Raw genomic sequence first — 13,946 nt, forward strand, 5'->3', positions numbered from 1 at the left:
CAAGGAGCCTGATTTGGAACGCGACAGCAGTTTTTTGGCTGAGACAGCGGATTTATTGTCCGGCCATGGCGATTCCCTGGCCGGCGTTACCGTGATCGTCTGCTCTTCCTGCCGCGACGAAACCGGCTCGGACGCTCATCCTCGCGCCGGCGAGTTGCTCGCCGAGGACACGCGCAGCGCCGCCTCCGGCGAAAATATCCGCATCCGCAGCGTCGAGTGCCTCGGCAACTGCAAGCGCCGGCTCAGCGCCGCGATCCTGCGCGACGGCTGCTGGAGCTATGTCTTCGGCGATCTGACCACGACCAGCGGCGCCGACCTCGTCGCCGGCGCAAAGCTCTTCGCCACCTCGACGGACGGTCTCATTCCATGGCGCGGCCGCCCCGATTGCCTGAAGCGCGGCCTTGTGGCTCGAATCCCTCCCCTCGACCTTTTGAAGGATCAGATATGACCGCTTCCGTCTCCCGCGTGCCCTGCACCGTCGTCACCGGCTTTCTCGGCGCCGGCAAGACGACGCTGATCCGCCATCTGCTCGAAAATGCCAAAGGCAAGCGGCTGGCCATCATCGTCAACGAGTTCGGCGACATCGGCATCGACGGCGAGATTCTCAAGGGCTGCGGCATTGAAACTTGCCCCGAGGAAAACATCGTCGAACTGGCCAATGGCTGCATCTGCTGCACCGTCGCCGACGATTTTGTCCCCGCGCTGGACCAGATCCTGTCGCTGACGCCGAGGGTCGACCATATCCTGATCGAAACCTCCGGCCTCGCTCTGCCCAAGCCGCTGGTCCAGGCCTTCCAATGGCCGTCGGTGAAGAGCCGGGTGACGGTCGACGGCGTCATTGCCGTGGTCGACGGACCGGCCCTGGCCGATGGCCGCGTCGCCAATGACATGGACGCCCTGCGGGCGCAGCGCGCGCAGGACGAGACGCTTGACCATGACGATCCGGTCGAGGAGGTGTTCGAAGACCAACTCGCTTGCGCCGACCTGATCATATTGTCGAAGAGCGACCTGATGGACGCCGCCGGCTCGGCCCGCGCCAATGCCGTCATCGGCAAGCACGTGGCGTGCGCGGTGAAGATCGTGCCGACCTCACAAGGCAAGGTCGATCCGTCTGTGCTGCTCGGCCTCGGCCTCGCCGTCGAGGACGACATCGAGAACCGCAAGACCCATCACGACGACGAACTCGACCACGAGCATGACGATTTCGATTCGTTCGTCATCGACATCGCGTCGGTGTCCAATCCGGACGAGCTGGCACAGCGCGTCGCCACGGCTGCGGAGGAAGAAAACGTGCTGCGCGTCAAGGGTTTCGTCGAGGTCGGTGGCAAGCCGATGCGACTCTTGCTGCAGGCGGTCGGTCCGCGCGTCAACCATTATTACGACCGCGCCTGGACCGCAGAAGACGATCGCCGCTCGCGCCTCGTCGTCATCGGACTGAAAGGGCTGAACCGCCCGGCCATCGAGCGTATACTCGCCGGCTGACAAAGCACGAACCGCGATGCACATCCTCACCACCACATCCGCCTCGCTCGACGATCTCGCCGAGCCTGTTGATCTCAGGCAAACGCCTGCGGATGTCGTGGCGCTGTCCTTCACCGACAGCGACCTGGCAGGGTTGGCGGCGGCGTGGAAGGCAGATGCGGATCGCTTGCCGTCGATGCGGCTCGCGGCCTTGCGCGATCTGCGCCATCCGATGTCCGTAGACCTGTGGATCGACAGCGTTGCCCGGCACGCCAAGGTTATCCTGGTCCGCATCCTCGGCGGCTATGAGTGGTGGCGCTATGGCTGCGGCCAGCTTGCCTCGACCGCCCGGGCGCGCGGCATAAAACTGGCGCTGCTGCCCGGCGAATGCCGCGACGAGGATTTGCGGCTGATCGAATGCTCGACGTTGCCGCGCGAAGAGCTCGATGGATTACTCGACTATTTCCGCGAAGGCGGCCCGGCAAATATGACGGCGCTGGTGCAGAGGCTGGCGCGACTGGCGGGGCAAGACGCGGCTGTCGCCGAACCGGTCAGCGTGCCGAAAGTCGGCTACTATCAACCAGGACTAGGCGTCGTACAGCGCGACGTTCCCCTCCCCCTCGAGGGGAGGGTCCGGCCGCAGGCCGGGGGTAGGGTCCTCTCTGAAGCGTGCCAACACTTTGAAGCGCGCCAACAGAAAGCGTCGAGCACTTCCGCAACGACCCCACCCGGCCCTGCGGGCCACCCACCCCTCGAGGGGGAGGGAGAGGTCGCCCCCGTCATCCCAATCCTCTTCTACCGTTCGATGCTGCTCGCCGCCGATGTCGCGCCCATCGACGCGCTTTTTGAAGCGCTGACAGCGCGCGGCATGGTTCCCGTGCCGATCTTCGTCTCCAGCCTCAAGGACCCCGCGTCGCTCGCCTTCGTCGAGACCGTGCTTGCATCGTTGAAGCCTGCCGCAATCATCACCGCGACCGCCTTCGCCTCGGGCGCCGAGCCCGGCGTCGAAACCCTATTCGACCGCGCCGGCGTGCCGGTGTTCCAGGTGATCGTCGCGACGACACGCCGCGACACTTGGCAAAACAATCAGCGAGGCCTTGCGCCCGCCGACCTCGCCATGCATGTCGTCCTGCCGGAACTCGACGGCCGCATCCTGGCGGGCGCCATTTCGTTCAAGAGCGAAAGCGAGACCGATCCCGCATTGGCCTTCCGCGCCCTCGCCAACCGGCCGGAGCCGGACCGCGTGGCGCAGGTGGCGAACCGTGTCGAAGCCTTCGTGCGCCTGCAGCGCACGCCGCGCGCCGAACGCAAGCTCGCCATCCTGATCCCCGATTATCCGAGCGCCCCCGGCCGCACCGGCTACGCCGTTGGCCTCGACGTGCCGTCCAGCGTGCTGGCGATGCTGCATGACCTGAGAGAGCAGGGCTACGCCGTTGAAGGAATTCCGCAAACGCCGCGTGAGTTGCTTGAGGTGCTGGAGCGCGGCGGCGAAGAATTGGGTCTGGCGGACTATCTGGCCTTCTCCACAGAATTGCCGACGGCGGCAATCACTGCGGTGGAGGCGGCTTGGGGGAAGGCTGAAGATGAGACAGGTTTGCGCGAGGGGGGTGTTCAAGCGCCTACGGCAAAATTCCCCTTCCGCGCAGCCACCTTCGGCAACGTCACCGTGGCGCTGGCTCCCGATCGCGGGCGTTCGGCCGACCGCCGTGCCGACTATCACGACCCGACGCTGCCGCCGCGCCATGCGCTTATCGCTTTTGGTCTCTGGCTGCGCAAGTCCCTCGGCGTCCATGCCCTCGTCCATGTCGGTGCGCATGGCACGCTGGAATGGCTGCCCGGCAAAACCGTCGCGCTTAGCGAAGCCTGTTTTCCCGAGATCGTCACCGGCGCCCTGCCCGTCATTTATCCCTTCATCGTCTCCAACCCAGGCGAGGCAGCACAAGCCAAGCGGCGCATTGCCGCCGTCACGCTTGGCCATCTGCCGCCGCCGCTGACCGGCGCCGGGCTGGACGAAAACCAGCACAGGCTTGAACGACTGGTCGACGAATATGCCCAGGCCGACGGGCTCGACCGCCGCCGCCGCGACCGGCTGGCGAAGCTGATCGTCGAAACCGCCCAAACGACCGGGCTCGCGTCCGAGGCGGGTGTCGCCGGAACCGACGCCCCCGACGAAGCGCTGCGTCGCATCGACGCCTGGCTCTGCGATCTCAAGGATTTCGCCATCAAGGACGGCCTGCACATCTACGGCCGCTCGCCCAATGGCGAGGCCGATCCACTGCGGCGGCAAAGCGCGGCAGCCGAGCAAGCCGCACTGCTTGCCGCCCTCGACGGCCGCCACGTCCCCGCCGGTCCCGCTGGCGCGCCGGCGCGTGGCCGGCGCGATGTGCTGCCCACCGGCCGCAATTTGTTCACCGCCGACCCGCGCACCATGCCGACGCCGACATCCTTCGATCTCGGCAGGGCGGCGGCCGACGAGGTCTTGCGCGGCTACATGCAATCGCATGGCGACTGGCCGCGCTCGCTGGTTATCGATCTCTGGGGCTCGGCCTCGCTGCGCACCGGTGGCGAAGAGATCGCGCAAGGCCTGGCGCTGATGGGCTGCCGGCCGCAATGGGATTCCGTCACCGGCCGCGTCACCGGCATCGAGGTGCTGCCGCCGGCAGCGCTCGGCCGCCCGCGTGTTGACGTCACCTGGCGCATTTCAGGCCTGTTCCGCGACATGTTCCCGACCCAGATCGCGCTGATCGACGCTGCAGCCAACGCCGTCGCCGCCCGCGACGAGGACGCGTCGGAAAACCCGCTTGCCGCCAAGACTCGCGCCGACGGCAAGATCAGCCCACGCATTTTCGGCACCTCGCCCGGCACCTACGGCGCCGGCGTCGAGGACTTATTGTCGAGCGGCGACTGGGCGGGGCGCGAAGAGATCGGCCGCGCCTATCTCGACGCCACCTCGCATGCCTATGGCGGCGCAGAGGGCGAAGGGGTTTCGGTACCCGGCGCGTTCGAGGGCCGCATCGCCGAGGCCGACCTTCTCGTCCACACCGGCGACGATCCCGGCCGCGACATCCTCGAAGGCTCGGCCGATGTCGCCTTCATCGGCGGCTTTTCGGCAGCCCTTGCAACACTCGGCAAGAACGCCGACGTCATCGTCCTCGACACCACGGACCCGCAAAAGCCAAAGCCACGCTCGGTGAGCGAGGCCGTGTCGCGCGTCGTGCGGGCGCGTGCCGTCAATCCACGCTTCATCGCCGGCCAGATGCGGCACGGGCCGCGCGGCGCCTCGGAATTCGCCGAGACCGTCGACCGGCTGGTCGGTTTTGCCGAAACCACAAATGCCATATCAGGCACGCTGATCGAAGCCGTGCACGACGCCTATCTCGGCGACCCCGTGGTCCGCGCCTTCATACTGCGCGAGAACCCGGTGGCGGCGAAAGTCATCGCCGAGCGCTTATTGTCGGCACGGCGGCGCGGTCTCTGGCATCCGCTGCGCAATTCAATCGATAACGATCTCGCGGCACTGATTGCCGAAGCGCAAGCGCTGGGGGTGGCGGCATGAACGCCTTCTCCCGCCGCGGCGCCTGCCCCGCTTTGTCGGCGCCGATGGAAACCGGCGACGGGCTGCTGGTGCGGCTCAACCCCATTGCTGGAGGCCCGATTGCTGGAGGATTGTCGCCGAAGTCGTTGATCAGACTCGGTGAATCGGCTCTGCGGCAGGGCAACGGCATCATGGAAGTGACCGCCCGCGGCAGCCTGCAAATACGCGGCCTGACGCCCGAAAGCGCCCGGCTGCTGGCGACGGAGGTCGATGCGCTAGGCATCGCGGTGCGCATCGGCGTGCCGGTCGAGACCGGCCCACTTGCGGGGCTCGACCCCGAAGAGATCGCCGACCCGCGCCCGCTGGCGGAGCGGATTCGCAAAACCATCGAGGCGGCCGGGCTGACGCAACGCCTCGGGCCGAAGGTTTCGGTCGTTGTCGATGGTGGCGGTCAGCTTGGCATAGGTACGGTGAGCGCCGATGTCAGGTTGGTCGCCACGCGGAAGCACGAGGGAACTCGATGGCGCGTGTCCGTCGCCGGAGATGCACAGGGTGCGACGCCGCTCGCCGTGGGCGAGGAAGATGCGGCCTGTGACATCGCCCTCGCCATTCTAAGGATGATTGCCGAAAAAGGCCGCGATGCCCATGCGCGGGATTTGACGGAGAGACAGCTGAGATCTCTGGCAAATTGGCGTTCCGTCGCGCCCCCCTCTGTCCTGCCGGACATCTCCCCCACAGGGGGGGAGATTGCGCCCTCGTCTCAGCTTTCGCCAATCGCAAAGGATGCTAAGGGTGAGCCGCCGGCGAAGCTGCCGATCTCCCCCCAAGTGGGGGAGATGTCCGGCAGGACAGAGGGGGGCGCGACGGATCGCCGGCCCATCGGAGTTTTCGACTTGGCTGCAGCCGGAACCGCCCTCGGCATCGGCCTGCCCTTCGGCAGCATGCCGGCGGACCAAATCATCGCTCTCGTGCAGAGTGCCCTCACCCTTGGCGCAACCGAAGTCCGCTCGGCGCCGCAGCGCGCGCTGCTTTTCCTTGGCCTTGCGCCAGCCGCCTGCCTGCTGCTTCAGCAAGCCGCCGCAACCCTCGGCTTCGTCATCGACGCTGCCGATCCGCGCACCAGGATCGCCGCCTGCCCCGGCGCACCGGCTTGTGCCTCCGGCCGCATCGCGACGCGCGAAATCGCCGAGACCATCGCCGTGGAAAACCGCGACATCCTCGATTCTTCCTTGACGCTGCACATCTCCGGCTGCGCCAAGGGCTGCGCCCATCCCGGTCCGGCGGCACTGACATTGGTCGGCGGCGAAAACGGAGCCGGACTTGTCGTGGACGGGACGGCAAAGGCACTGCCCGCCGGATACAGGCCGGGCTACGACGTCGCGCACGGCATCGGCCGCGTTGCAACGGCAATCCGCAGCGCACGATATCCCGGCGAAACCACTGCTGCCTGCCTGGCAAGGCTTGGCACGGCCGGCATCACCGAAATCTACCGACAGGAATGAGCATGCCCGCCCAGAACTCCATCGCCTACGACTACATCCATGATGGTACGGCGATCTATGAGCGCTCTTTCGCCATCATCCGCGCCGAGGCCGACCTGTCGCGCTTTTCCGAGGCCGAGGCCGACGTCGCTATCCGCATGATCCATGCATGCGGCCAGGTCGAGGCTTGCAGGCACTTCGTTTTCTCGAGCGATTTCGTAGCCGCCGCGCGCACGGCGCTGGGGGCCGGCGCGCCGATCTTCTGCGACGCTCAGATGGTCTCGCATGGCGTCACCCGTGCCCGGCTGCCGGCCGGCAACGAGGTGATCTGCACGCTGCGCGATCCCCGGACCGCCGATATCGCGAAAAGGATCGGCAACACCCGCTCGGCCGCGGCCATCGACCTGTGGGGTGAGCGCATGGGTGGTTCGGTCGTCGCCATCGGCAATGCGCCGACCGCCCTGTTTTATCTGCTGGAAAGGCTGCGCGACGGCGCGCCCAAGCCAGCGGCAATCATCGGCATGCCGGTCGGTTTCGTCGGTGCCGCCGAATCGAAGGCTGCGCTGGCCGAAAATTCCTATGGCGTGCCCTACGCCATCGTGCGCGGCAGGCTCGGCGGCAGCGCCATGACCGCCGCAGCCCTCAACGCTTTGGCGAGGCCGGGCCTATGAACGCGATCGCAAAAGGTCGACTGGTCGGCGTCGGCACCGGTCCCGGCGACCCCGAACTTTTGACGCTGAAGGCGGTGCGCGCGCTGGCCGAGACCGATGTCGTTGCGCATTTCGCCAAGCGCGGCAACAACAGCAATGCGCGCGCCATCGTCGGCGTCCATTTTCGCCCTGATTTGATAGAGTTGCCGCTGCTTTATCCAGTGACCACCGAAATTAACAAGGATCACAGCGATTACCGCTCGCAGATCACCGATTTCTACGAGGAATCGGCCGAAAAGGTCGCCGCGCACCTCAGCGCCGGCAGGATGGTCGCGGTGCTTTCGGAAGGCGACCCGCTTTTCTACGGCTCCTACATGCATCTCCACGTCAGGCTGGCGCACCGCTTCCCGACCGAAGTCATTCCCGGCATCACCGCCATGTCCGGCTGCTGGTCGGCAACCGGTCTGCCGATCGTCCAGGGCGACGACGTGCTGACCGTGCTGCCCGGCACAATGAGCGAATTCGAGCTGACCCGCCGCCTCGCCGATACCGATGCCGCCGTGATCATGAAGGTCGGCCGCAACCTGCCCAAGATCCGGCGCGCACTGGAAGCCACCGACAAGCTGGCTCGGGCAATCTACGTGGAACGCGGCACCATGCCCGGCGGCGTCTCGATGCGGCTTGCCGACAAGCAGGACGACCAGGCGCCCTATTTCGCCATCGTGCTGGTGGCCGGCTGGTCCGGCCGTCCCGAAGCATTGATGGAGGCGGGGGTATGAGCGGCCGCCTGACCGTCATCGGCCTCGGGCCCGGCAATGCCGACCAGATGACGCCGGAAGCAAGCCGCGCCGTTGCCGAGGCAAAATTCTTCTACGGCTACAAGCCCTATCTCGACCGGCTCGAGCTGCGCCCGGACCAGATTCGTGTCGCCTCCGACAATCGCGAGGAACTCGCCCGTTCCAGGGACGCGCTGCTGAAGGCCGCCGAAGGCCACGAGGTTGCGGTCGTATCGGGCGGCGACCCCGGCGTGTTCGCCATGGCGGCGGCCGTCTGTGAGGCGATCGAGGCAGGGCCGGCCGAATGGTGCGCGGTCGACATCGCCATCGTGCCCGGCATCACCGCCATGCTCGCCGTCGCCGCCCGCATCGGCGCGCCGCTCGGCCATGATTTCTGCGCCATCTCGCTGTCCGACAATCTGAAGCCGTGGGAACTGATCGAACTGCGCCTGTTGGCTGCGGCCGGCGCCGGCTTCGTCATCGCGCTGTATAATCCGATCAGCAAGGCGCGCCCCTGGCAGCTAGGCCGCGCCTTCGAATGCCTTGCCGCGATCCTGCCCGGCACCACGCCGGTCATCTTCGGCCGCGCCGCCGGCCGCCCCGACGAGCGCATCGAGGTTTTCCTGCTGGCGGACATCGACGCGCAAAGAGCCGACATGGCGACCTGCATCATCATCGGCTCGCCGGAAACCCGAATCATCAAGCGCGGCGAGCGGCAGCTCCTGGTCTATACGCCGCGTTCGGCAGCGGGCTCGAGGACATGATCGACCATCGCGGCAAGGACTTCGACGGTGTCAGCCGACGCAACGTCCGGCAGCGCCGGCCTGCGGATCATGACCACCTCAAGACCCAGCGCCCGCGCTGCCGCGATCTTGCCGTAGGTCGCCTCGCCGCCGCTGTTCTTGGAAACGACGACATCTATGTGATGTTCCTGAAGCAGAGCCTGTTCGTCCGCCTCCGGGAATGGCCCGCGCGCCTGCAGGTACGCCGCATTCGGCACCGCGAGTTCCGGTTCAACAGGATCGACGCTGCGGATGACATAATGATGCTGAGGTGCGGCCTCGAAGGCGGCGACTTCTTGCCGGCCGAGCGCCAGCAACACGCGGCGCGGCATCGGTCCCAGCGCTTTGACTGCATCGACAACGGTATCGACCAGGACCCAGCGGTCGCCTTCGACCCTCTCCCAGCCTGGGCGTCTAAGCGCCATGATCGGCACGCCGGATCGGCGCGCCGCCTCCGCCGCATTGGCGGAGATTTGCGCCGCATAGGGATGCGTGGCGTCAATCAGCAGGTCAATGCGTGTTTCGCTGAGATACGCCGCCAGCCCGTCGACGCCGCCAAACCCGCCGACCCGCACCGGCACCCCTTGCGCGACAGGGTTTTCGGTGCGGCCCGCCAGCGACAGCGTGATCGAGATATCCGTGCGCGCGGCCAGCTTTCCGGCCAGTTGCCGGGCTTCGGTGGTTCCGCCGAGGATCAGAATGCGGTGGGTCATCATGCCTGCTGAAGCTCAATCGCGCGCCGCCGTGCTCACTCCAAAATGGCTCACGATCGTCGGCATCGGCGAGGACGGTGTAGCGGGTCTCGGCGACGAGGCCAAGCGGTTGATTGCAGAGGCGGAATTCGTCTTCGGCGGCAAACGCCACCTTGCCCTTGTCGCCTCGCTCGTCAAAGGTGAAGCGCGCGCCTGGCCGGCCCCTTTCGATGCCGAGATGCGCGACGTGCTGGCGCTCGCCGGCAGACGCGTCTGTGTGCTGGCCTCCGGCAATCCGTTCTTCCACGGTGTCGGCGTCACTCTAGCCCGCAAGGTGGCGGTGGAGGATATGCGGGTGATCCCCGCGCCCTCGGCCTTCTCGCTGGCCGCTTCCCGCCTGGGCTGGGCGCTGCAGGATGTCGAGACCGTCTCGCTGCATGGCTGCCCGCTCGACCTGATCCGGCCTTTGCTGCATCCCGCCATTCGCATTCTCGCGCTGACCTCGGACGGCGATGCGCCGGGAGCGATTGCCCGTCTCATGACCGAGCTCGGCTTCGGCGCGTCGCGGCTGACCGTGCTGGAGGCGCAGGGCGGGCCGAATGAAGGGCTGCGCACAGCTCGGGCCGACGCCTTCGATCTTGAAAAGATCAATCCGCTCAACGTGCTCGCGATCGAAGTTGATTCGACTCCGCAAGCACGCATCCTGCCGCTGACGGCGGGCCTTGCCGATCATTTGTTCGAGCATGACGGCCAGATCACCAAGCGCGAGATCCGCGCCATCACCCTGTCCGCCCTCGCCCCCAGGCGCGGCGAATTGCTGTGGGATATCGGGGCTGGCTCAGGCTCGATCGGCATCGAGTGGATGCTGGCCCATCCCTCCATGCGCGCCATAGCCGTTGAGGCCGATCCGGCCCGCGCCGCCCGCATCCGGCGCAACGCTGCTGCCTGCGGGGTTCCCGGTCTCGCCGTCGTCAAAGGTGCGGCACCGCAGGCTCTTGCCGGACTGGAAACGCCGGCTGCGATCTTCATCGGCGGTGGCGGCAGCGATGCCGGCGTGCTGGACGGCGCGATCGATGCCTTGTCCGCCGGCGGCCGCCTCGTCGCAAACGCCGTTACGCTGGAGATGGAGGCGCTGCTGCTTTCCCGTCACGCCGCGCTCGGCGGCGAGCTCACCCGCATCGCCATGTCCCGTGCTTCGCCAGTTGGTTCGATGCAGGCCTGGCGGCCGGCTATGCCGGTCACCCAATGGAGCTGGATCAAGCCATGATGGTCGCGGGCATCGGCAGCCGCAAAGGCGTCAGCGCAAGAGACGTGCTAGCCGCGATAGAAACCGCGCTGGAAGCGCACGGATTGGCGCTGACGGCGCTTTCGGCACTCGCCACCGCTTCTCTCAAGCGTGACGAAAACGCAATCTCCGCCGCCGGACGACAACTCCGCCTTCCGGTGATCGTTATCGAAGAGGACGAGCTCGAAGCCGTATCGTCCCAGACAACCAGCAATTCCGACCTGTCGCAGGCGCATGCCGGCACGCCGTCGGTTTCCGAAGCCTCCGCGCTTGCTGCTGCCGGCAAAGGCGCGAAACTGCTCGGGCCGCGCACCGTGCTCGGTCCTGTCACCTGCGCCATCGCCATCAGCGGAGACGCGGCATGACCGTCCATTTCATCGGCGCCGGTCCAGGTGCTGCCGACCTGATCACCTTGCGCGGCAGCAGGCTGCTGGCGAGCTGTCCGGTCTGCCTCTATGCCGGATCGATCGTCGCGCCGGAGCTGTTGCAGCACTGCGCGCCCGGAACGAGGTTGATCGACACCGCGCCGATGTCGCTCGACGAGATCGAGGCGGAATATCTGGCAGCTCACGAGGCCGGCCATGATGTCGCCCGCCTGCATTCCGGCGATCTTTCGGTATGGAGCGCAGTTGCCGAGCAGATCCGCCGGCTGGAGAAGCATGGTATCCCTTATACGCTGACGCCAGGCGTGCCGTCCTTCGCCGCCGCGGCGGCAGCGCTGCGCCGCGAGCTGACCATTCCAGAAGTCGCGCAAAGCCTGGTGCTGACCCGCATCTCCGGCCGCGCCTCGAAAATGCCGCCCGGCGAAACCCTGGCCGGCTTCGGCCGCACCGGCGCCACGCTCGCAATCCACCTCGCCATCCATGCCGTCGACCGTGTGGTCGCCGAGCTGACGCCCTACTACGGCGCCGACTGTCCGGTCGCGGTCGTCTTCCGCGCCTCCTGGCCGGACGAACGCGTGCTGACCGGCACGCTGGCGACAATTGAAGCGCAATTGGCTGCCGACCCGATGGAGCGCACGGCGATCATCTTCGTCGGCCGCTCGCTGGCGGCGGAAGACTTTGGCGAAAGTTCACTTTACGACGCCCACTACCAGCGGCGTTTTCGCGGGCGGGACAGATTGTGAGCGGCGGCGGCAACAGAAACGAAACCAACACGGTCGAGCAGGCGCTCGCCCGGCTGAACTTCAAGCCGCGCCAGCTGGAGCCCGGCCATGTCTGGCTGGCCGGCGCCGGCCCCGGTGATCCCGGCTGCCTGACGCTGGAAGTGCTGGCCGCCCTCGGACAGTGCGACGCGCTGGTCTATGATGCGCTGGTCTCGCCCGAAGTCGTCGCCGTCGCCGAGGGCGCGGAACTGTTCTATGCCGGCAAGCGCGGTGGCAAGCCATCGATGAAGCAGGACGACATCACCGATCTGCTGGTCCGGCTGGCGCGCGAGGGACGGCGCGTCGTCCGACTGAAGGGCGGCGATCCCTATGTTTTCGGGCGTGGCGGCGAAGAGGCGCTGGCGCTGGCAGGGGAAACCATCCCATTCCGCATTCTGCCTGGCCTGACGTCCGGCCTCAGCGCGCTGGCTGCCACCGGCATTCCCGGCACGATGCGCGGCATCAACAAGGCGCTTATTCTGGCGACCGGCCATGCCGCCGGCACCGATGACGATCTCGACTGGGCGGCCATCGCCCGTACCGGCCAGCCGGTGGTCATCTATATGGGCATGGCCAATCTGCCGCTGATCGCCGCCTCGCTGCTCGAGGGCGGACTGGCGCCTTCGACGCCCGCCGCGGTGATCGTCGCTGCGACGACACCGCAGGAACGGATCGTCATCGCCACGCTCGCGACCATTGCCGAGGAAGCGGCGGCAGCCGGCTTGACCTCGCCGGCGCTGATTGTCATTGGCGGCATCGTCGCGATGCGCGCTGCACTGGCGGGTGAGCCATGACCCGCGCGATCATCATCGGCGCGCCGCGCTCGGGCTCGGGCAAGACCAGCGTCACCATCGGCATTTTGCGCGCCCTCGCCCGGCGTGGCCTGAAAGTACGCGGCGCCAAATCCGGCCCCGACTATATCGATCCCGGCTTCCACACCGCCGCCACGGGCTTGTCCGGCGTCAATCTGGACAGCTGGGCGATGCCGCCCGCACTGCTCAACTCGCTGGCCGGCGAAGCGACCGAGGACGCCGACTTCATCTTCCTCGAAAGCGCCATGGGCCTGTTCGACGGGATCCCTGCTGCTCCAGGCCGTTCTGGCTCGGCGGCCGACCTCGCCCGGCTCTACGCCCTGCCGGTGCTGCTGGTGCTCGACGTCTCCGGCCAGTCGACCACGGCAGCGGCGGTCGCCAAGGGTTTTGCCACCTACGATCCGGATGTGCGCATGGCCGGCGTCGTGCTCAACCGGCTGGGCAGCGAGCGCCATCGCCGGCTTTGCGGCGATGCCATCGAAGCGCTCGGCCTGCCCGTCGTCGGCGCCATCCTGCGCGATCCCTCGCTCAACCTGCCCGAGCGCCATCTCGGCCTCGTCCAGGCCGGCGAATATGAGAATCTGATGGCGCATCTCGACCGGCTGGCCGACATGGTCGAGCGCTCGCTCGACCTCGACGCGATCATGGCGCTGGCGGCCCCTTTCACGCCGGCGCCCGGCAACTTCGGCGACGCGCTGCCGCCGCCAGGCCAACGCATTGCGTTGGCCGAGGACGCCGCCTTTACCTTCCTCTATCCGCATGTCGCCGCGCATTGGCGCAAGGCCGGCGCCGAGATCGTCCCATTCTCGCCGCTCGCCGATGAAGCGCCCGGCGACAATTGCGATGTCTGCTGGCTGCCCGGCGGCTATCCCGAGCTCCACGCCGGCCGCCTCGCCGCCGCCGCGAATTTCAGGGCGGGCATGGCGAGGTTCGCCGCCACGCGGCCGGTGCATGGCGAGTGCGGCGGCTTCATGGTGCTCGGCGAGGCGCTCGAGGACGCATCGGGCGAGACGCATCTGATGCTTGGCCTGCTCGGCCATTCGACCAGCTTCGCCAAGCGCAAGATGAACCTCGGCTACCGAGAGGCACGGCTGCGTTCCGAGTGTCCGCTCGGCAGCCAAGGCACGCTGATCCGCGGCCACGAATTCCACTACGCGCAGATGATCGCGACTGGCAATGACGAGCCGCTGGCCGACCTCGCCGACGGTCAAGGCAATCCGCTCGGCCCCTCCGGCTACCGGCGCGGCAATGTCAGCGGCACGTTCTTTCATGCCATTGCGAGGGGCGAGAGCATGATCCCGAAAAGTGGTAGCCGGTTTTCGGAATAG

The 13,946-nt window shown here is 67.1% G+C and carries 13 protein-coding genes; 12 read left to right on the plus strand and 1 reads right to left on the minus strand.

Annotation, left to right across the window (positions count from 1 at the left end; genetic code table 11):
* The first annotated feature begins 13 nt into the window (after positions 1-13).
* The 7 genes from NKJ08_RS18915 to NKJ08_RS18945 are packed head-to-tail and all read left to right on the plus strand — an operon-like array spanning position 14 to position 8,667.
* Positions 14-448: a DUF1636 family protein gene (locus tag NKJ08_RS18915; RefSeq protein ID WP_352524452.1), complete on the plus strand. Its 435-nt coding sequence runs from the start codon at positions 14-16 to the stop codon at positions 446-448.
* A complete protein-coding gene (gene cobW / locus NKJ08_RS18920; RefSeq protein WP_352782641.1) occupies positions 445-1,482 on the plus strand; it encodes a cobalamin biosynthesis protein CobW in 1,038 nt (345 codons plus the stop codon). Before NKJ08_RS18915 ends, cobW begins: the two co-directional genes overlap by 4 nt.
* 16 nt (positions 1,483-1,498) lie before the next feature.
* Positions 1,499-5,017 (plus strand): cobaltochelatase subunit CobN, encoded by a 3,519-nt coding sequence (cobN, locus tag NKJ08_RS18925; protein WP_352524450.1) that lies wholly within the window; start codon positions 1,499-1,501, stop codon positions 5,015-5,017.
* Positions 5,014-6,498, plus strand: a complete 1,485-nt coding sequence (gene cobG, locus NKJ08_RS18930; RefSeq protein ID WP_352524448.1) for a precorrin-3B synthase — start codon at positions 5,014-5,016, stop codon at positions 6,496-6,498. Before cobN ends, cobG begins: the two co-directional genes overlap by 4 nt.
* Positions 6,495-7,148 (plus strand): precorrin-8X methylmutase, encoded by a 654-nt coding sequence (locus tag NKJ08_RS18935; RefSeq protein ID WP_352524447.1) that lies wholly within the window; start codon positions 6,495-6,497, stop codon positions 7,146-7,148. Before cobG ends, NKJ08_RS18935 begins: the two co-directional genes overlap by 4 nt.
* Positions 7,145-7,906 (plus strand): precorrin-2 C(20)-methyltransferase, encoded by a 762-nt coding sequence (locus NKJ08_RS18940; protein WP_352782644.1) that lies wholly within the window; start codon positions 7,145-7,147, stop codon positions 7,904-7,906. Before NKJ08_RS18935 ends, NKJ08_RS18940 begins: the two co-directional genes overlap by 4 nt.
* The gene (locus NKJ08_RS18945; protein ID WP_352782645.1) at positions 7,903-8,667 is read left to right on the plus strand and encodes a precorrin-3B C(17)-methyltransferase; all 765 of its coding nucleotides are present in this window, start codon (positions 7,903-7,905) and stop codon (positions 8,665-8,667) included. Before NKJ08_RS18940 ends, NKJ08_RS18945 begins: the two co-directional genes overlap by 4 nt.
* Here NKJ08_RS18945 and NKJ08_RS18950 read toward each other — a convergent pair.
* Entirely contained in the window at positions 8,631-9,398 is a 768-nt protein-coding gene (locus tag NKJ08_RS18950; RefSeq protein WP_352524482.1) for a cobalt-precorrin-6A reductase, read from the minus strand. The two genes, NKJ08_RS18945 and NKJ08_RS18950, sit on opposite strands and share 37 nt — an antisense overlap.
* A 1-nt stretch (position 9,399) precedes the next feature.
* Between NKJ08_RS18950 and cbiE the strand changes: the two genes are divergently transcribed.
* The 5 genes from cbiE to NKJ08_RS18975 are packed head-to-tail and all read left to right on the plus strand — an operon-like array spanning position 9,400 to position 13,946.
* A complete protein-coding gene (gene cbiE / locus NKJ08_RS18955; protein ID WP_352782647.1) occupies positions 9,400-10,644 on the plus strand; it encodes a precorrin-6y C5,15-methyltransferase (decarboxylating) subunit CbiE in 1,245 nt (414 codons plus the stop codon).
* Complete coding sequence (locus NKJ08_RS18960) at positions 10,641-11,027, plus strand: cobalamin biosynthesis protein (RefSeq protein ID WP_352524442.1); 387 nt, start codon at positions 10,641-10,643, stop codon at positions 11,025-11,027. The genes cbiE and NKJ08_RS18960 overlap by 4 nt, the downstream gene beginning before the upstream one ends.
* Positions 11,024-11,788, plus strand: coding sequence for a precorrin-4 C(11)-methyltransferase (cobM, locus tag NKJ08_RS18965; protein ID WP_352524441.1), 765 nt, complete (start codon positions 11,024-11,026; stop codon positions 11,786-11,788). The genes NKJ08_RS18960 and cobM overlap by 4 nt, the downstream gene beginning before the upstream one ends.
* Positions 11,785-12,600, plus strand: a complete 816-nt coding sequence (gene cobA, locus NKJ08_RS18970; protein ID WP_352782649.1) for a uroporphyrinogen-III C-methyltransferase — start codon at positions 11,785-11,787, stop codon at positions 12,598-12,600. Before cobM ends, cobA begins: the two co-directional genes overlap by 4 nt.
* Positions 12,597-13,946, plus strand: coding sequence for a cobyrinic acid a,c-diamide synthase CobB (locus NKJ08_RS18975; RefSeq protein WP_352782651.1), 1,350 nt, complete (start codon positions 12,597-12,599; stop codon positions 13,944-13,946). Before cobA ends, NKJ08_RS18975 begins: the two co-directional genes overlap by 4 nt.

It is taken from the genome of Mesorhizobium sp. M0244 (assembly GCF_040321795.1).
GTDB lineage: Bacteria > Pseudomonadota > Alphaproteobacteria > Rhizobiales > Rhizobiaceae > Mesorhizobium.